The sequence below is a fragment of the Streptomyces sp. NPDC059166 genome (assembly GCF_042755185.1).
In the GTDB taxonomy this organism is placed as follows: Bacteria; Actinomycetota; Actinomycetes; order Streptomycetales; family Streptomycetaceae; genus Streptomyces.
On record NZ_JBHZCI010000003.1, the window covers coordinates 24,911 to 43,544 of the forward strand.

Below are 18,634 nucleotides of genomic sequence, written 5' to 3' on the forward strand. Positions count from 1 at the left end.
GCCCTCGCCCGGCGCGTCACACCCTGGCCACGGCCGGCTTCACGTTGTGGTTCAGGTGGAAGACGTTGCCGGGGTCGTAGTCGGCCTTGACCCGGGTCAGCCGCTCGTAGGCCCGCTCCCCGAATCCGGCCACCACCCGCTCCGCGCCCTCGCGGCCGATGAAGTTGAGGTAGACCGCGCCGCTCGCCCACGGCACGAACGCGCCGCGGACCCGGCGCACCCACTGCCTGACCCGTTCGTCGTCCGCGGGGTCCTCCCAGACCCCGAACGGGTGCACCGCCCACGGGGAGGAGCGCCAGGGCAGCGGATAGCCGGACGGCCCCCTCGCCACCGCGCCCCCCATCGGGAACAGCACGTGCTGGGAGCCGGTGGGCACGGGCAGCGTGGAGGCGCAGGCGCAGAACTCCGCGGCGGCCTCGTCGGGAAAGGCGTCCAGGTACTCCGCCGACCAGTAGTTCCGCATCCCCGGCGGGTCGTCCAGCATGCACTGGAGGTCGGCGTACGGGATCGCGTCGATCACACCGGCCTCGCGCTCGAGCGCCAGCACGGGCGCGGCCACCTCACGCAGCTCCGCCTCGGGACCGGCGTAGGTGAACAGGACCGCGCAGACGAGCCGGCCCACCATGGCCTCGGGCACCCACTCCTCGGGCGGCCCCGTGATGTACAGGCACGCCCCGCCCGCCGCGTCCGGGGCGGAGTCCATGACGTCGCGGTAGGCGCGGACGGCCTCCGGGCCGTTCTCCGGGCGGAACAGCAGCAGCGCCATGCTCATCGCCGGCAGATCGTGCAGCCGCAGGGTCAGCGACGTGACCACACCGAAGTTGCCGCCACCGCCGTGCAGGGCCCAGAAGAGCTCCGGATGCTCGTCCTCGCTCGCGTGCACGGTGGCACCATCGGCCGTGACCACGTCAGCGGCCACCAAGTTGTCGCAGGCCAGGCCGAAAGCACGCTCCAGCCAGCCCGATCCGCCGCCCAGGGTGAAGCCGCCGACACCGGTGCTGGACACCCGGCCGCCCGTCGTCGCCAGGCCGTACGGCTGGGTGGCACGGTCGAGGTCGCTCATCGTCGCGCCGCCGCCGACACGGGCCGTACGGGCGCCGGGGTCGACCTCCACCGCGCGCATGAGCCGCATGTCGATCACCAGGCCGCCCTCGCTCAGGGCCATCCCGGCGACACTGTGCCCACCGCCGCGTACGGCGACCTCCAGGCCCTCCTCACGCGCGAAGCGCAGCGCCCGTACGACGTCGTCCTCGCCGGAACACCGGGCCACCACCGCGGGTCTGCGGTCGATCATGCTGTTGAAGACGGTGCGGGCCTCGTCGTAGCCGGGGTCGCCGGGAACATGGATCTCACCGGCGAACTCAGCCCGGAAACCGGTCGGGGAGGCGTCCGTCGCAGGGGTGCGGGGCGTCATCTGGAGCCCCCTTCGCAGGGCGTTGCGGGACCCCTCCAGTCTAGGTCCGGCGGTCCGGATCGGCCGGTTCTGGAGGGGTCCTCAGCGCTGCCCGGCTCAGCCCGCGTACGCTCCGCTGGCGGTCAGCCGCAGAGCCGTGTCGATCAGCGGGACGTGGCTGAACGCCTGGGGGAAGTTGCCCACCTGGCGCTGGAGGCCGGAGTCCCACTCCTCGGCCAGCAGACCTAGGTCGTTGCGCAGCGACAGCAGCTTCTCGAAGAGGCGGCGGGCCTCGTCGACGCGGCCGATCATCGCCAGGTCGTCCGCCAGCCAGAACGAGCAGGCCAGGAACGCGCCCTCGTCGCCCTCCAGGCCGTCCACGCCCGCGTCGTCACCCTCGGTGGGGTACCGCAGGACGAAGCCGTCCTCCGTGGACAGCTCCCGCTGGATCGCCTCGATCGTGCCGATGACCCGCTTGTCGTCGGGCGGCAGGAAACCCATCTGCGGGATCAGGAGCAGGGAGGCGTCCAGCTCCTGGGACCCGTAGGACTGGGTGAAGGTGTTGCGCTCCTTGTCGTAGCCCCGCTCGCAGACATCGCGGTGGATGTCGTCGCGCAGCTGGTACCACCGCTCCAGCGGCCCCTCCGCGTCGCCGGACTCGATCAGCTTGATCGTGCGGTCCACCGCGACCCAGGCCATCACCTTGGAGTGCACGAAGTGACGGCGCGGCCCGCGCACCTCCCAGATGCCCTCGTCGGGCTCCTCCCAGTGCTTCTCCAGATAGCTGATCAGCTTCAGCTGGAGGCCCATCGCGTAGTCGTTGCGGGTCAGCCCCGTCATGTGCGCGAGGTGCAGCGCCTCGGTGACCTCGCCGTACACGTCGAGCTGGAGCTGGTTCGCCGCGCCGTTGCCGACCCGGACCGGGGCGGAGTTCTCGTACCCGGGCAGCCAGTCCAGCTCCGCCTCCCCGAGCTCCCGCTCTCCGGCGATGCCGTACATGATCTGAAGGTTCTCCGGGTCACCGGCGACGGCCCGCAGGAGCCACTCACGCCAGGCACGCGCCTCCTCGCGGTAGCCCGTGCGCAGCAGCGAGGAGAGCGTGATCGCGGCGTCGCGCAGCCAGGTGTAGCGGTAGTCCCAGTTCCGTGAGCCGCCGATGTCCTCCGGCAGGGAGGTGGTCGGGGCGGCGACGATGCCGCCGGTCGGGGCGTAGGTGAGTGCCTTCAGCGTGATCAGCGAGCGGACGACGGCCTCCCGGTAGGGGCCGTGGTACGTGCACTGCTCGACCCATTCGCGCCAGAAGTCCTCCGTCGCCGTCAGCGAGGACTCGGGCTCCGGTACACCCGGGGGTTCGTGGTGCGAGGGCTGCCAGCTGATGGTGAACGCGATCCGGTCACCCGGGGCCACGGTGAAGTCGGAGTACGTCGTCAGGTTCTGGCCGTAGGTCTCCGCCTCGGTGTCCAGCCACACCGAGTCGGGGCCCGCGACGGCGACCGTACGGCCGTCCACCTTGTGGACCCACGGGGTGACCCGGCCGTAACTGAACCGCATCCGCAGCTCGGAGCGCATGGGGACCCGGCCGCTCACGCCCTCCACGATGCGGATCAGCTGCGGGGCACCGTCACGCGGCGGCATGAAGTCGGTCACCCGGACCGTGCCTCTGGGGGTGTCCCACTCCGATTCGAGGACGAGCGAGTCACCGCGATAGCGGCGCCGGTCCGCGGCCGGGGGCTGAGCCCCTTCGGCACGGGCGGGTCCCAGCCGCCAGAAACCGTTCTCCTCGGTGCCGAGAAGCCCGGCGAAAATCGCATGGGAGTCGAAACGTGGCAGGCACAGCCAGTCCGCCGTTCCGTCCCGGCAGACCAGGGCTGCGGTCTGCATGTCTCCGATGAGTGCGTAATCCTCGATGCGCCCGGCCACGTGCGTCTCCAGTCGAACGGCCATGTCGCCCCGCAGGGCGCTTACTGCTGGTCAAGGGGTCGTTGTAATAGAACCGACGAGCTCTTGCGCGGGTGAGCGGGCTGGGGTGGAGCCGCTGGGCCGGCCAACTCGGCAGCGAGTGTCCGAGCAGGATACGACGCACCCGGGAGATCCGCGCGACTGTCCGCAACTTGTCCGCCGTCTGTCACCGGCGAATGGGTGGGACCTGAAACGAAGGTGATGATCTTGTGTTCGGTGGGGCCGGGGCATGGCTGGAAGCGACCTCCCCTCGTCGCTGATACCCTGGTAGCCCGTGGACCGGTGGTCGTCCCCACAGTGGACGAGGCCCCCGAACCGCAGCGACGGCACCCCCGGAATCCTCCGTGCGGCACGCCGGAACGCACCTCACGATCGCGACCACGGGAGCCCCCTTTGGCTATGCAGCCCACATCCACGACGACCAAGCACATCTTCGTCACCGGGGGTGTCGCCTCCTCCCTCGGCAAGGGTCTGACTGCCTCCAGCCTGGGTGCCCTGCTCAAGGCGCGTGGCCTCAGGGTCACCATGCAGAAGCTCGACCCCTACCTCAACGTCGACCCCGGCACGATGAACCCGTTCCAGCACGGTGAGGTCTTCGTCACGAACGACGGCGCCGAGACGGACCTGGACATCGGCCACTACGAGCGCTTCCTCGACGTCGACCTCGACGGCTCGGCCAACGTCACCACCGGCCAGGTCTACTCGCAGGTCATCGCCAAGGAGCGGCGTGGCGAGTACCTCGGCGACACCGTCCAGGTGATCCCGCACATCACCAACGAGATCAAGCACCGCATCCGCCGCATGGCCACCGACGACGTGGACGTCGTCATCACCGAGGTCGGCGGCACGGTCGGCGACATCGAGTCGCTGCCCTTCCTGGAGACGGTCCGCCAGGTGCGCCACGAGGTCGGCCGCGACAACGTCTTCGTCGTGCACATCTCGCTGCTGCCCTACATCGGCCCCTCCGGCGAGCTGAAGACCAAGCCCACCCAGCACTCCGTCGCCGCCCTGCGCAACATCGGCATCCAGCCCGACGCCATCGTCCTGCGTGCCGACCGCGACGTCCCGACCGCCATCAAGCGCAAGATCTCGCTGATGTGCGACGTCGACGACTCCGCCGTGGTCGCCTGCGTCGACGCCAAGTCGATCTACGACATCCCCAAGGTGCTGCACACCGAGGGCCTGGACGCCTACGTCGTCCGCAAGCTGGACCTGCCCTTCCGCGACGTCGACTGGACCACCTGGGACGACCTGCTCGACCGGGTCCACAACCCCGACCACGAGGTCACCGTCGCGCTGGTCGGCAAGTACATCGACCTGCCCGACGCCTACCTCTCGGTCACCGAGGCCATCCGCGCCGGCGGCTTCGCGAACAAGGCCCGCGTCAAGGTCAAGTGGGTCGCGTCCGACGACTGCAAGACCCCGGCCGGTGCGCAGAAGCAGCTCGGCGACGTCGACGCGATCTGCATCCCCGGCGGCTTCGGCGAGCGCGGTGTGGTCGGCAAGGTCGGCGCCATCCAGTTCGCCCGTGAGAACAAGGTGCCGCTGCTCGGCCTCTGCCTCGGCCTGCAGTGCATCGTGATCGAGGCCGCGCGCAACCTCGCCGGCATCCCCGACGCCAACTCCACCGAGTTCGACGCCGCCACCGGGCACCCCGTCATCTCCACGATGGAGGAGCAGCTGGCGTACGTCGAGGGCGCGGGCGACCTGGGCGGCACCATGCGCCTCGGCCTGTACCCGGCGAAGCTCGCCGAGGGATCGCTGGTGCGCGAGGCGTACGCCGGTGAGCCCTACGTCGAGGAGCGCCACCGCCACCGCTACGAGGTGAACAACGGCTACCGCGCGGAGCTGGAGAAGAAGGCCGGACTGGTCTTCTCCGGCACCTCCCCGGACAACAAGCTCGTCGAGTACGTCGAGTACCCGCGCGAGGTCCACCCCTACCTGGTCGCCACCCAGGCGCACCCGGAGCTGCGGTCCCGCCCGACCCGCCCCCACCCGCTCTTCGCCGGCCTGGTGAAGGCCGCCGTGGAGCGCCAGGTCGCGGCGCGGGGGACCGGCGCCGACGCGTAGTCCGAAGCGATACGGTTGACCGGGGTACACGTCCCGCAGGGGACGGGGTACCCCGGTTTCCGTTTGTTCGTGGGAGGACGTACATGGGTTTCCAGGACACGCCCGAGGAGTGGCAGGTCACCGCGTCGGTGACCCCCTTCACCGGCAACAAGACCAGCGTCCGCACCGACGACGTCGTGATGCCCGACGGCAGCGTCCACAGCCGCGACTACCAGGTCCACCCCGGCTCCGTCGCGGTGCTCGCACTCGACGACGAGGGCCGGGTCCTCGTCCTGCGGCAGTACCGGCACCCGGTGCGTCACAAGCTGTGGGAGATCCCGGCGGGGCTCCTCGACATCCCCGGTGAGAACCCGCTGCACGCCGCGCAGCGCGAGCTCTACGAGGAGGCGCACGTCAAGGCCGAGGACTGGCGGGTGCTCACCGACGTCTACACCACGCCGGGCGGCTGCGACGAGGCCGTGCGCATCTTCCTCGCCCGCGACCTCTCCGAGGCGGAGGGCGAGCGTTTCGCGGTCTCCGAGGAGGAGGCCGACATGGAGGAGGGGCGGGTGCCCCTGCAGGACCTCGTCCGGGGCGTGCTCGCGGGCGACCTGCACAACAACTGCCTGGTCGTCGGCGTCCTCTCGCTGACCGCGGTGCTCGCGGGTGACGGGATCGACTCGCTCCGCCCGGCTGACGCGCCCTGGCCCGCGCGGCCCTTCGAGGCCTGACGGCGCGTCACGGTTGCCCGCCGTCCGGTGCTCCGGCCCGTCGCCACGGCGACCGGGGCCGGGCAGGTGAACGGCTGATCGTGCGAAATGCTCATCCGGTCGACGGTGAGTCCGCCTCGCTCGGCCATGATCGTCCGCACCACCGGGCGAAGGGCTGCCGCGCGATTCCAGGCGGGCGCGAGACGACGGCTGCCGCATCTCGCCGCCTTGCCGGGACGCCCGCGTACATACCGGTACGCGGACGTCCCCCCGCCGTGCGATGCGCCGCATCCGACGCCGCGCGCTGATCCACCGGGAACCGCGGGACAGCCCTTACGCTCGAAAGGCCCCGCACGGAGTTCCGGCGGGCAACCGCGTGCAGCGAAGTGGAGCGTGGCCCGTGACCGATCAGGCGGTGGACACCAGCGGCCCGGCCGAAACGGCGGGCGCGTCCGGAGCCGATGAACTGCCGGACGTCACTCCTCCTCGATTCTTCGGCCGCGAAAGAGAACTGAAAGCCCTTCAGGAGGATGTGGGGCGAGCCGGCCTGGACACGCTCGCGGGCCGCAAAGCGGCCCGCGCCCGGGTCCTGCTGATCGCCGGGGGGCCCGGATCCGGACGCTCGGCCCTCGCCGCCGAACTCGCCCGCAGGCTCACCGAACCCGGCGACTACCCCGACGGGGTGTTCCGCGTCCAGCTCACCGATCCGGACGGTGAACGGGTACCCGGTGAGCGCACGGCGCGCGGACTGCTGGACCTGCTCTCCGTCCCCGTCCCGCCCGGAGCCGACGAGGACGAGCTCTCCGGCATGGTCCGGGAGGCTTTCGCCTCGCGCCGCGCCCTGATCGTGCTCGACGGCGCGGTGGACGCGGAACAGGTCGATCCACTGCTCCCGGACAACCCGGACTGCCTGGTCGTGGCGACCGCGTCCGGCCCCCTCACCGGGATCCCGGGAGTCCGCCCGTGCACCATCGGCGGGCTGGACACGGGATCCGCGGTACGGATGCTCGCCCGGTCCATCGGGGAGGTCCGCGTCACCGTCGATCCCCGCACCGCCGAGGCGCTGGCGGAGGAGTGCGGAGGCCGGCCCGCCGCGCTCACCCTGGTCGCCGGCTGGCTCGCCGCGCGGCCGGGCGCGTCGGTCGCCGATGCCGTCAGGCAGCTGCAGGAGCAGCGGAACGTGCCCGAGCAGCCGACCGGCTCACGGCAGTTGGCCCGCACCTTCGGGCTGGTCCACGAGACGCTCCCTCCCACGGCGGCCCGGACCCTGCGCCTGCTCGCCCTCGCGCCCGCCGGACTGGCCGACGCCCACACCGCGTCCGCGCTCGCAGGCTGTTCGGTGCCGGCCGCGCAGACCGCCCTCGACGACTTCGTGCGCCTCGGGCTGCTCAGGACGAACGGCGCGCGACACGCGCAGTACGAACTCCCGGGCTGCCTCGCCCCGCTGGTGCGTGCCGCGCTGGAGGAGGGGGAGCGGCCGGCCGAGATCCAGCTGGCGCGGGCCAGGATGCTGGAGCGGACCGTACGCCGGCTCCAGGCGTGCCGGGCGGTCACCGACCCCGAGGACTCCCCGGCGCGCCGCAGGCTGGCCGGACTGCCCCGGTCCCTGCGCTTCCCCGACCCGGAGTCCGCCGCCGAGTGGCTGAAGGCCCGCGAGCCGGCGCTGCTGGCCGCCGCCCGCTCCGCCGTGCGGGAGGGCGATCTGGACACCCTCGCCCGCCGGCTGGTGGCCGCGCTCGTCAGGGCTCTCGCGGCGCACCGGGGCACCGAAGGCGCCGCTCCCGTGCTCTACGGGCTGCACAGCCTGGTCCTCGATGTGGCGGAGCGCCGTGACCTGCCCCGGGAGAAGGCCGCCGCCCTGCTGAACCTCGCCGATCTGGACGCCAGGACCGGCCGCACGCGGGAGGCGCTGACGCGCTACCGGGCGGCCCTCGACGCCGGGCGCGAGGCCGGTGACCTCTACGCGACCGGCCGGGCGATGGAATCCGCAGCAGGCGCCTACGCCGAACTGGGCGACTTCAACCGGGCCTCCGACTGGTACGGCAGGGCCCTCGCGCAGCGGCTCGGCCAGGGGGAGCCGGCCGACGCGGCACGGCTGTACGGACGGCTCGGCGCCGTCCACACCTACGCCGGGCGCTACGGCGACGCCCTGCGCGACTGGCGGGCGGCCGCGGCCGGGCACCGCAGGGCCGGGGACGTCCCCGCCCAGGCGCGGGCGCTCAGCGAGGCGGCCCGGGTTCAGGAGTACGCAGGGCGGCCGCAGGAATCGCTCCGCACCTGCCGGGAGGCGGTCGAGCTGGCACACCGGGCGGGCGACCTGCGCCTGCAGGCCGCGCTGGAGCTGAGGCTGGCCGACACCCTGGACAGGCTCGGGGACCCGGCGGCGGCACGGCTGCACCGCGCCGCCGCCGATCGACTGCTCGGAGAAGAGGGTGGGGCCTGCGAAATCCGTAGTGCATCCGTCGAAAATTAATGCTTTGTAAGGCTAGACAGCGCGAAGCCCTTCATTAATGATGGCTCTGCCGCGCATCGCTGCGGTGTTTCCGCCTATGCTTGTTTCATGCGGGTATGTCCCGCCATGTCCGAGCACATCACCGAGCCAAGGACCGTGATCGACGTGAAGGTCGGCATCCCCCGCGAAGTCAAGAACAACGAGTTCCGGGTGGCGATCACCCCTGCCGGAGTGCATGAGCTCGTCCGCCACGGCCACCAGGTCCTCGTCGAGCAGCACGCCGGCGAGGGTTCCTCCATCCCGGACGCGGAGTACGTGGCCGCCGGCGCGCGGATCCTCCCCACCGCCGACGAGGTCTGGGCCGCCGCCGACCTGCTGCTCAAGGTCAAGGAGCCGGTCGCCGAGGAGTACCACCGCCTCCGCAAGGGCCAGACCCTCTTCACCTACCTGCACCTCGCCGCCTCCCGCGAGTGCACGGACGCGCTGCTCGCCTCGGGCACCACCGCCATCGCGTACGAGACGGTGGAGACCGCCACCCGCGCCCTGCCTCTGCTCGCCCCGATGTCCGAGGTGGCCGGGCGTCTTGCCCCGCAGGTCGGCGCCTACCACCTGATGCGCTCGGTCGGCGGCCGCGGTGTGCTCCCCGGCGGTGTCCCCGGCACCGGTTCGGCCCGGGCCGTCGTCATCGGCGGCGGGGTGTCCGGCTGGAACGCCACGCAGATCGCGGTCGGCCTCGGCTTCCACGTGACCCTGCTCGACAAGGACATCAACAAGCTGCGCGAGGCCGACAAGGTCTTCGGCACGAAGGTGCGGACCGTCGTGTCGAACGCCCTCGAGCTCGAGAAGGCGGTCGTCGAGGCCGACCTCGTCGTGGGCGCCGTGCTCATCCCCGGAGCCAAGGCCCCCAAGCTGGTCACCAACGAGCTCGTCGCCAAGATGAAGCCCGGAAGTGTTCTTGTCGACATCGCGATCGACCAGGGCGGCTGCTTCGAGGACTCCCGGCCGACTACGCACGCCGCCCCGACCTTCGACGTCCACGGCTCGGTCTTCTACTGCGTCGCGAACATGCCCGGCGCGGTGCCCAACACCTCCACGTACGCCCTGACCAACGCCACGCTCCCCTACATCCTGGAGCTCGCGAACCGCGGCTGGGTGGACGCGCTGCGCCGTGACGCCGCGCTCGCCAAGGGTCTCAACACCCATGACGGACAGGTGGTTTACCGCGAGGTCGCCGAGGCGCACGGCCTCGACCACGTCGCGCTGGAGACGCTTCTCGGCTGAGCGGTCAACGCTCCCCGTCAACCTCACGCGTCCGGCCGGACCTCGCCCCGCGAGGTCCGGCCGGACGCGTCCGCGTACCGGGCGCAACTCGTCGGAGACGTAACCCTCTACCCGTTTTGCACCCTCGTCAAAGGCGCTCCCCGGACCCTTCCCGCTCTTGACAGCGGGGTGTTCGATTGCCGACACATCGGGCCGGGTCCGGCGGATTGTGTTGCTGCGAACCGGTGACACGCCATAGAGTCGCCAATCGTCGGCATGGTGCCACGCTGACCTATCGATAAGTTTCCTGGTCACATCCAAGGAGGTAAGACGACTTGTGAATGAGTCGACAATTACTCCCGGGGGTGGTCAACCAGGGATGCCCGCACGGGGTCTGAGCCCGATCGGGCTCGAAGCTGTCGGCTCCGTCGCTGTCCGCACCTTCGCCACCCACCAGCAGATGACGACAGCCCCCCAGATGATGGACGGCCTACACGTGAACGCCATGGCCGGCAACGAGAGTGGCCGGGAGACCGCCCACTTCGCCGACTTCGCCGAGGTGCCCGAGGGGCACTTCTACGACCCCGATGCCGAATACGAGCCCGACCCGGAGTACGCGGCCACGCTCGCGCCCGACGCCGCCCGTCAGCGCCGTGAGCGGATCGGCCCGACCGGCCGCCCGCTGCCGTACTTCCCGATCCCCGGTCCGCTGACCGACCACGGTCCCGCGAAGATCATCGCGATGTGCAACCAGAAGGGCGGCGTGGGCAAGACCACGTCGACCATCAACCTGGGCGCCGCACTCGCCGAGTACGGCCGGCGCGTGCTGCTCGTCGACTTCGACCCGCAGGGAGCCCTGTCCGTCGGCCTCGGGGTCAACCCGATGGAGCTCGACCTCACCGTCTACAACCTGCTCATGGAGCGGGGCATGGCCGCAGACGAGGTGCTGCTGAAGACGGCCGTGCCCAACATGGACCTGCTCCCCAGCAACATCGACCTCTCGGCCGCCGAGGTGCAGCTGGTGAGCGAGGTGGCCCGGGAGTCGACGCTCCAGCGCGCCCTGAAGCCGCTGATGGCCGACTACGACTACATCGTGATCGACTGTCAGCCCTCACTCGGCCTGCTCACCGTGAACGCCCTGACGGCCGCTCACAAGGTGATAGTCCCGCTGGAGTGCGAGTTCTTCGCGCTGAGAGGCGTGGCCCTGCTCACCGAGACCATCGAGAAGGTCCAGGAGCGTCTCAACCCCGAGCTGGAGCTGGACGGCATCCTCGCCACGATGTACGACTCCCGCACGGTGCACAGCCGTGAGGTGCTCGCACGTGTCGTGGAGGCCTTCGACGACCACGTCTACCACACCGTCATCGGACGGACCGTGCGTTTCCCCGAGACCACGGTCGCCGGTGAGCCCATCACCACGTACGCCTCGAACTCGGTCGGTGCGGCCGCCTATCGCCAGCTCGCCAGGGAGGTGCTCGCCCGGTGTCACGCCGAGTGAGTCTGCCGGGCGCCGACGAGCTGTTCCGTACCACCGGGGGCATGGGCCTGCAGGCCTCGTCCCCGGCCGAGCGGCGACGCAAGGCGAACGGCGAGGCGCGGGTCCCCGCGCCTTCCGGCGGGAGCGAGCCGCCGGCGGACACCGGCCAGGGCGGGGCGCAGACGAGCGGTGACGCACCGGGCGCGCCCCGGGAGGAGCACGCGGCGGCCGACGACGGGGGCGGAGGCTCCCGGGGCCGGGCGGAGGCCGAGGACAGGAGCGCGCCCGCCCCGCCCCCGGCCCGTACGCCGCCCCAGGACGCCGCTCCCTCCGTCCAGCCGCAGCGCGGGCGGGGCGCCGGGCGGGGTGCGAACCGCCGGCCGAGCGGCCGCGAGCGCCACGACGAGAAGATCACCGTCTACGTGTCGGCCGAGGAACTGATGGACCTCGAGCACGCACGTCTCGTGCTGCGCGGTGAGCACGGCCTGGCGGTGGACCGCGGGCGCATCGTCCGGGAGGCCGTCGCCGTGGTGCTGGCCGACCTCGAGTCGCGGGGCGACGCGAGCATCCTCGTACGGAGACTGCGGGGCCGCTGAGCGGCGAGGCGGCGGTAGCCTGCCGGGGGAGGGCCGCCGTACGCGCGGCCCGGCCCCGGGGCGCACCGCCCACCTCCCGCCGCACCCCTGGACCCGAGTACATGCCGACTGCCGACGACACGCCCCGCCCCACCCGCCGTGCCCTCGGCCGTGGCCCGGGGATACGGTCGGCGGCCCCGGCTGAGCTGCCTCAGGGCGCCGAGGCGCTCGTGACGCCGCCCGCGTCCTCGCCCGCGGCCTCCGGAGCGCCGGAGGCCCTCCCGGCGCCTCCAGCGCCTTCCCGAGGGCTGCCCGAGCCGTCCTCGCCCCCAGCCCCCGCCCGGGAGCCGGAGGCTCCCTCCCTGTCCGGCACGGAGCCCGCCGCGGGCGGCACGCAGCCCGTCGTACCCGAGCCGGAGCCGGCGGGACGGGTTCCGCGGGCCGGCACCGGATCCGCCGAGGGCGCGGCCGGACGGCCGGACCCGGACGCCGAGGCCGGTGGCGAGCGGCGGTTCACCGTGCGGCTGGTCAACTTCGAGGGCCCCTTCGACCTGCTCCTCCAGCTGATCTCGAAGCACAAGCTCGATGTGACCGAGGTCGCCCTGTCCAAGGTCACGGACGAGTTCATGGCCCACATCCGGTCCATGGGGCCGGACTGGGACCTCGACCAGACCACCGAGTTCCTGGTCGTCGCCGCGACCCTGCTGGACCTGAAGGCCGCCCGGCTGCTTCCCACGGCCGAGGTCGAGGACGAGGCGGACCTCGCCCTGCTGGAGGCACGGGACCTGCTCTTCGCCCGTCTGCTGCAGTACCGCGCGTACAAGCGGATCGCCGGGATCTTCAGCGAACGGCTGGACTCCGAGTCGCGCCGCCACCCGCGTACGGTCGGACTGGAGCCCCAGCACGCGGCGCTGCTGCCCGAGGTGGTGATCAGCATCGGCCCGGAGGGTTTCGCCCGGCTCGCCGTCAAGGCGATGCAGCCGAGGCCGAAGCCCCAGGTCTACGTCGACCACATCCACGCGCCCCTGGTCAGCGTCCGCGAGCAGGCGGAGATCGTGGTGGCGCGGCTGCGTGCGGAGGGCGAGATCAGCTTCCGGGCACTGACCGAGGACGCGGCGGACACCCTCACGGTCGTCGCCCGCTTCCTGGCCCTGCTGGAGCTCTACCGGGAGAAGGCGGTCGCGCTGGAGCAGGAGGAGGCGCTCGGCGACCTGCTGGTGCGCTGGGCCGGGGCCGAGGGGGCGGAGCCGGTGGTCACGGACGAGTTCGACCAAGAGGCGCGCGAGCCGCAGGAGGACGCACGGTCATGAGTACGGAAGACGACGGACACGGCACCACGGTCGCCGGGCTCGACCTCAAGCCCGCCCTGGAGGCGGTCCTCATGGTCGTCGACGAGCCCGCCACCGAGGAGCACCTCGCCAGGATCCTCCAACGGCCCCGCCGGGCCGTGTCGGACGCCCTGCGCGAGCTGTCCGACGAGTACACCGTCCAGCGCCGCGGCTTCGACCTGCGGCTCGTCGCCGGTGGCTGGCGCTTCTACACCCGTCCCGAGTACGCGCAGGCCGTCGAGGGCTTCGTCCTGGACGGCCAGCACGCCCGGCTCACGCAGGCCGCGCTGGAGACCCTCGCGGTCGTCGCGTACCGTCAGCCGGTCAGCCGGTCGAGGGTGTCCGCGGTGCGCGGAGTCAACTGCGACGGCGTCATGCGGACCCTGCTCCAGAGGGGTCTCGTCGGGGAGGCGGGCACGGAACCCGAAACAGGTGCGATCCTGTACAGGACGACGAACTACTTTCTGGAGCGCATGGGCCTGCGCGGCCTGGACGAGCTCCCGGAGCTCGCGCCCTTCCTCCCGGAGGCGGACGCGATCGAGGCTGAGACGCTAGAGGGTGTGCCGTCGTTCGATCCGGACGCACCGGACACCCCGGATACTCACGCAGACGACAAGACGGATTTTTGATGCGAAGCAGTGGCAGGAACAGCGGAAGCGGCGGCAGCAGCGGCGGCCGGAGCGGTGGCCGGAGCGGTGGCGGCGGCCGTGGCAGGAACAACGCCGGCACCGGCAGGAACAGCAACCCGAACCCCCGGGTTCCCCGCTCCGAGCGCGACGACAAGCGCGACGACAAGCAGGAGCAGCGCCCTCGCCGGCCCCGTCCCGAGGAGCGCCGCTACGACGTCGGCTCCGACAAGCCGGGCGGCGACGGCGGCCCCCGCAAGGGCCGTGGTTCCGCCGCGCGCGGTGGGGCCAAGGGCGGCCCGAAGTCCGCGCAGAACGTGAGCAAGGGCGGCCGCCGCCAGGGCGCGCCCGCCCGCCCCCGGGAGCTCGACGCGAAGATCGAGCAGCGCAACCGGGACAGGTACGCCGGGAAGCCCGAGATCAAACTGCCCAAGACCCACCCGGGCGCCGAGCAGGAGGGCGAGCGTCTGCAGAAGATCCTCGCCCGCGCCGGCATGGGCTCCCGCCGGGCCTGCGAGGAGCTGATCGAGCAGGCCAGGGTCGAGGTCAACGGCGAGATCGTCCTCGAACAGGGCATGCGCGTCGACCCGCAGAAGGACGAGATCAAGGTCGACGGCCTGACGGTCGCCACCCAGTCGTACCTCTTCTTCGCGCTGAACAAGCCCGCAGGTGTCGTCTCCACCATGGGGGACCCCGACGGTCGGCAGAACCTCGGTGACTACGTCACCAACCGTGAGACGCGGCTGTTCCACGTGGGCCGTCTCGACACCGAGACCGAGGGCATCATCCTGCTCACCAACCACGGTGAGCTGGCACACCGGCTGACCCACCCCAAGTACGGGGTGAAGAAGACCTACCTGGCCGCCATCCAGGGGCCGCTCCCGCGCGACCTCGGCAAGAAGCTGAAGGACGGCATCCAGCTGGAGGACGGGTACGCCCGCGCCGACCACTTCCGCGTCGTCGAGAACACCGGCAAGAACTACCTGGTCGAGGTCACCCTCCACGAGGGCCGCAAGCACATCGTCCGCCGGATGCTGGCCGAGGCCGGCTTCCCGGTCGACCGGCTGGTGCGGACGTCGTTCGGGCCGATCCCGCTGGGCGACCAGAAGTCGGGCTGGCTGCGCCGCCTGACCAACACCGAGGTGGGCATGCTGATGAACGAGGTCGGCCTGTAAGGCAACCTCACCCGCGGTCGAGGCCCGTGGCCGGTCCCTTTCGAAAATCGAACGGGACCGGCCACGGGCCTTTCGCCGTCCCCCGTTCTTCTTTATAGTCAGAGTGACCATAAAGAAGAAGGAGGCGGCGCGGTGACGCTCGCGGACATACTCGACCCCCTGCAGCAGCCCCTGGTGACGGTTCTCGGCACACCGGTCAGCTGGACCGAGGTGCTGGGATTTGGCAGCGGCGCGCTGTGCGTGTGGCTCGTGGCCCGTCAGCACCTCGCCAACTGGCCCATCGGCATCGCCAACAACCTCTTCTTCATCCTGCTCTTCACCCAGTCCGGTCTGTACGCCGACGCCGGCCTGCAGATCGTCTTCATCTCCCTCGCCGCGTACGGCTGGTGGACCTGGACCCACGGGGGTGGACCGGGTTCGTCCGTCCTGCCGGTGCGGAGCACCACCCGCACCGAATGGGCCTGGCTGCTCGCGGCGGGGGCGGTGGGGACGCTCGGTCTCACCCTGCTGCTCTCCCGGGCCACCGACTCCACCGTGCCCTTCTGGGACGCACTGACCACCTCGCTGTCGCTGATGGCGACGTACGGGCAGTGCCGCAAGAGGGTGGAGTCCTGGTGGCTGTGGATCGCCGCCGACCTCGTCTACATCCCGCTCTACGCCTACAAGGGGCTCTACCTGACATCCCTGCTCTACGCCGGTTTCCTCGCCCTCTGCCTGATCGGGCTCCGTGACTGGCGACGGGACCTCGCCCCGCACCCGCGCGAGATCGGGGCGGTGGCGGCGTGAAGCACGGACACGGCCTCGTCCTCGGCAAGTTCTATCCGCCCCACGCCGGCCACCACCACCTGGTCCGCACCGCGCGGGACCGCTGCGAGCGGCTCACCGTGCTGGTCTGCGCCGCCTCCGTCGAATCGGTGCCCCTCGCGGACCGGGTCGCCTGGATGCGCGAGGTCCATCCCGACGTACGGGTCGTGGGGGCGGTGGACGACATCCCCGTGGACCTCACCGACGCCGCCGTCTGGGACGCGCACATGGAGGTGTTCACCACCGCCGTGCCCGAACCGGTCGACGTCGTCTTCACCTCGGAGCCGTACGGCGAGGAGCTCGCCCGCCGCCTCGGCGCCCGGTCCGTCCTCGTCGACCCGGAGCGCACGCTCTTCCCGGTCTCCGGCACCGCGGTCCGCGCCGACCCCGTCCGCTGCTGGGACCACCTGGAGCCACCCGTACGCGCCGCGCTCGCCCGCCGGGTCGTGGTCCTCGGCGCCGAGTCCACCGGCACGACGACGCTGGCCCGCGCCCTGGCGGCCCACTACCGCCGGCGCGGCGGTGTGTGGGCGCGCACCGGGTACGTCTCCGAGTACGGGCGGGAGTTCAGCGAGGAGAAGCTCGCGGCCCTGCGCGCGCGGTGGCCCGGCGCGCAGTGGGAGGACGTGGCCTTCACCACCGACGAGTTCCCCCGCATCGCCGAGACCCAGAACGCCAGGGAGGAGGCCGCGGCGCGGGCCGGTTCCCCGGTGCTCTTCTGCGACACCGACTCGTTCGCCACCACCGTCTGGCACGAGCGCTACATCGGCGGGCGCAACCCCCTCGTCGAGCTGACCGCTGACCGGGTCAGCCACCACCTCTGGCTGCTCACCGACCACGAGGGAGTCCCCTTCGAGGACGACGGACTGCGCGACGGCGAGGAGCTGCGACCCTGGATGACCGACCGCTTCCGTGCCGAACTCACCCGTACCGGCAGGCGGTTCATCGAGATCACGGGCACCCGCGAGGAGCGGCTGCGCACCGCGGTCGCAGCCGTCGACGAACTGCTCTCCGCCGGATGGCACTTCACCGCACCCCTGCCGGAGAAGCGATGAGCACCGCCCCCGACGGTTACGACCCCCGGGCCTTCGAGCCCTTCGCCGTCACCGTGGACCTCGCCGTCTTCACCGTCCGCGAGGCGCGGCTCCACGTGCTGCTCGTCGAACGCGGACAGGCCCCCTACCGGGGGCGGTGGGCACTGCCCGGCGGTTTCGTCCTGCCGAGGGAGTCGGCGGAGGAGGCGGCCCGCCGCGAGCTCGCGGAGGAGACGGGCCTCACCCAGAAGTCGGTCCGCGCCTTCCACCTCGAACAACTGCGCACCTACAGCGACCCGGACCGCGACCCGAGGATGCGGGTCGTCTCCGTCTCCTATGCCGCTCTCGTGCCCGACCTCCCCGAACCCCACGGCGGCGGGGACGCGGCCAGCGCCCGGTGGTGGGACGTGAGCGGCACCGGGCCGCTGGCCTTCGACCACGATGGCATCCTGGCCGACGCGCACGACCGCATCGGCGCCAGGCTCGAGTACTCCTGCCTCGCCACCGCCTTCTGTCCCGCCGAGTTCACCCTCGGCGAGCTCCAACAGGTCTACGAGACCGTCTGGGGCGTCGAGCTCGACCGGCCCAACTTCCGGCGCAAGGTCCTGGCCACACCCGGCTTCGTCCAGGCCGTGGACGGACCGCCGCGCCGCACCGGAGGGCGGGGGAAACCCGCCGCCCTCTACCGGGCGGGTGCCGCCACCGCCCTGCACCCCCCGCTGCTGCGCCCTGACGGGCGCCCCGAAGGACGGACACAAGGACGGAGACCATGATCCCGACAAGGATTCTCACCAAGCAGGCCGCCACCGGCGCGCTGACCGGGCTCGCGCTCGGCGACGCGCTGGGCTTCCCCACCGAGTTCGACGACGTCCCCTCCATCCTCGCCAAGTGCGGGCCCTGGCGGCAGATGGCCCTGCCGACGCCGGCGTTCGTCACCGACGACACCCAGATGACCATCGCGCTGGGACGCGGGATACGCACCGCGATGGACCAGGGCCTGCTCACCCCGGAGCGGATGGCGGGCCCCGTGCGGGAGGAGTTCGTGCGCTGGAACCGCTCACCCGACAACAACCGCGCTCCCGGCCGCACCTGCATCGAGGCGTGCGAACTCCTCGAGGGCGACCGGGTCTGGCAGGAGGCCAGCCGGACCGGATCCAAGGGGTGCGGCGCCGACATGCGCGTCGCGCCCATCGGCCTGGTACCGGGGCTGAGCGACGAACAGCGCGCCGGAGCCGCCCAGCTCCAGGCCGCGCTGACCCACGGCCACCCCACCGCGCTGGCCGCCTCCGACCTGATGGCCCGTGCGGTGTACCTGCTCGCCCAGGGGACCGAGCCGCTCGGCCTGGTGGGCCAGCTGCGCTCGTACGCCTACGAGAACCGCGGCCGCTACCTGAGGCGGTGGCTCGGTGACCTGTGGCGCTACACCCACGACGCCTCGCCCGAGGCCTTCATCAGCCGCGGCTGGGACGAATGCCTCACCGCCCTCGCACGGGTCCAGGACGCCCTGCGCTCCCCGTCTCCCGAGACCGACCCCTGCGAGGCCACCGGTGACGGCTGGATCGCCGAGGAGGCCCTCGCCACCGCCCTGCACTGCTTCCTCCTCTTCCCGGAGGAGCCAGTCACCGCGCTGCGCAGAGCGGCGTGCACCCGCGGCGACTCCGACTCCCTGGCCTGCATGACCGGTGCTCTCTCCGGTGCGCACCTCGGAGCCGGGGCCTGGCCCAAGGAGTGGTCGGAGCGCATCGAGTACCGCAGTGACCTGCTCTCCCTGGCGGCGCTCTGGGACGCTTGA

Annotated in this window: 15 protein-coding genes; 13 read left to right on the plus strand and 2 right to left on the minus strand. The window is 71.7% G+C overall.

The window, feature by feature from the left end:
- Positions 1-16: 16 nt before the first annotated feature.
- Both ACFXOA_RS02865 and ACFXOA_RS02870 read right to left on the minus strand, forming a co-directional pair.
- Positions 17-1,414 (minus strand): FAD-binding oxidoreductase, encoded by a 1,398-nt coding sequence (locus tag ACFXOA_RS02865; RefSeq protein ID WP_385021477.1) that lies wholly within the window; start codon positions 1,412-1,414, stop codon positions 17-19.
- Between the two features lie 96 nt (positions 1,415-1,510).
- Positions 1,511-3,313 carry a glycoside hydrolase family 15 protein gene (locus tag ACFXOA_RS02870; protein ID WP_385022077.1) on the minus strand — a complete coding sequence of 601 codons (1,803 nt, stop codon included), beginning with the start codon at positions 3,311-3,313 and terminating at the stop codon, positions 1,511-1,513.
- A 438-nt stretch (positions 3,314-3,751) separates the two neighbouring features.
- On the opposite strand from ACFXOA_RS02870, the gene ACFXOA_RS02875 reads away from it, so the two are divergent.
- From ACFXOA_RS02875 to ACFXOA_RS02935, 13 genes are all read left to right on the plus strand, one after another.
- The gene (locus ACFXOA_RS02875; RefSeq protein WP_362548818.1) at positions 3,752-5,422 is read left to right on the plus strand and encodes a CTP synthase; all 1,671 of its coding nucleotides are present in this window, start codon (positions 3,752-3,754) and stop codon (positions 5,420-5,422) included.
- 83 nt (positions 5,423-5,505) lie between these two features.
- Positions 5,506-6,132: an NUDIX domain-containing protein gene (locus ACFXOA_RS02880; RefSeq protein WP_385021481.1), complete on the plus strand. Its 627-nt coding sequence runs from the start codon at positions 5,506-5,508 to the stop codon at positions 6,130-6,132.
- Between the two features lie 379 nt (positions 6,133-6,511).
- The gene (locus ACFXOA_RS02885) at positions 6,512-8,584 is read left to right on the plus strand and encodes a tetratricopeptide repeat protein (RefSeq protein WP_385021484.1); all 2,073 of its coding nucleotides are present in this window, start codon (positions 6,512-6,514) and stop codon (positions 8,582-8,584) included.
- A 144-nt stretch (positions 8,585-8,728) separates the two neighbouring features.
- Positions 8,729-9,844, plus strand: coding sequence for an alanine dehydrogenase (gene ald, locus ACFXOA_RS02890; RefSeq protein WP_385022080.1), 1,116 nt, complete (start codon positions 8,729-8,731; stop codon positions 9,842-9,844).
- A 358-nt stretch (positions 9,845-10,202) separates the two neighbouring features.
- On the plus strand, positions 10,203-11,321 hold the full coding sequence (locus tag ACFXOA_RS02895) for a ParA family protein (protein WP_103513592.1): 1,119 nt from the start codon (positions 10,203-10,205) through the stop codon (positions 11,319-11,321).
- Positions 11,306-11,896 (plus strand): hypothetical protein, encoded by a 591-nt coding sequence (locus ACFXOA_RS02900; RefSeq protein ID WP_385021488.1) that lies wholly within the window; start codon positions 11,306-11,308, stop codon positions 11,894-11,896. The genes ACFXOA_RS02895 and ACFXOA_RS02900 overlap by 16 nt, the downstream gene beginning before the upstream one ends.
- Positions 11,897-11,997: 101 nt before the next feature.
- Positions 11,998-13,185 carry a segregation and condensation protein A gene (locus ACFXOA_RS02905; RefSeq protein ID WP_385021491.1) on the plus strand — a complete coding sequence of 396 codons (1,188 nt, stop codon included), beginning with the start codon at positions 11,998-12,000 and terminating at the stop codon, positions 13,183-13,185.
- On the plus strand, positions 13,182-13,832 hold the full coding sequence (gene scpB, locus ACFXOA_RS02910; protein WP_385021494.1) for an SMC-Scp complex subunit ScpB: 651 nt from the start codon (positions 13,182-13,184) through the stop codon (positions 13,830-13,832). Before ACFXOA_RS02905 ends, scpB begins: the two co-directional genes overlap by 4 nt.
- Positions 13,832-15,004, plus strand: a complete 1,173-nt coding sequence (locus tag ACFXOA_RS02915) for a pseudouridine synthase (RefSeq protein WP_385021497.1) — start codon at positions 13,832-13,834, stop codon at positions 15,002-15,004. The genes scpB and ACFXOA_RS02915 overlap by 1 nt, the downstream gene beginning before the upstream one ends.
- A 132-nt stretch (positions 15,005-15,136) precedes the next feature.
- Positions 15,137-15,790 (plus strand): nicotinamide riboside transporter PnuC, encoded by a 654-nt coding sequence (gene pnuC, locus ACFXOA_RS02920; RefSeq protein WP_385021500.1) that lies wholly within the window; start codon positions 15,137-15,139, stop codon positions 15,788-15,790.
- The gene (locus ACFXOA_RS02925) at positions 15,787-16,863 is read left to right on the plus strand and encodes an AAA family ATPase (protein WP_385021503.1); all 1,077 of its coding nucleotides are present in this window, start codon (positions 15,787-15,789) and stop codon (positions 16,861-16,863) included. Before pnuC ends, ACFXOA_RS02925 begins: the two co-directional genes overlap by 4 nt.
- Positions 16,860-17,615, plus strand: a complete 756-nt coding sequence (locus ACFXOA_RS02930; protein WP_385021505.1) for an NUDIX domain-containing protein — start codon at positions 16,860-16,862, stop codon at positions 17,613-17,615. Before ACFXOA_RS02925 ends, ACFXOA_RS02930 begins: the two co-directional genes overlap by 4 nt.
- Complete coding sequence (locus tag ACFXOA_RS02935; RefSeq protein ID WP_385021508.1) at positions 17,612-18,634, plus strand: ADP-ribosylglycohydrolase family protein; 1,023 nt, start codon at positions 17,612-17,614, stop codon at positions 18,632-18,634. The genes ACFXOA_RS02930 and ACFXOA_RS02935 overlap by 4 nt, the downstream gene beginning before the upstream one ends.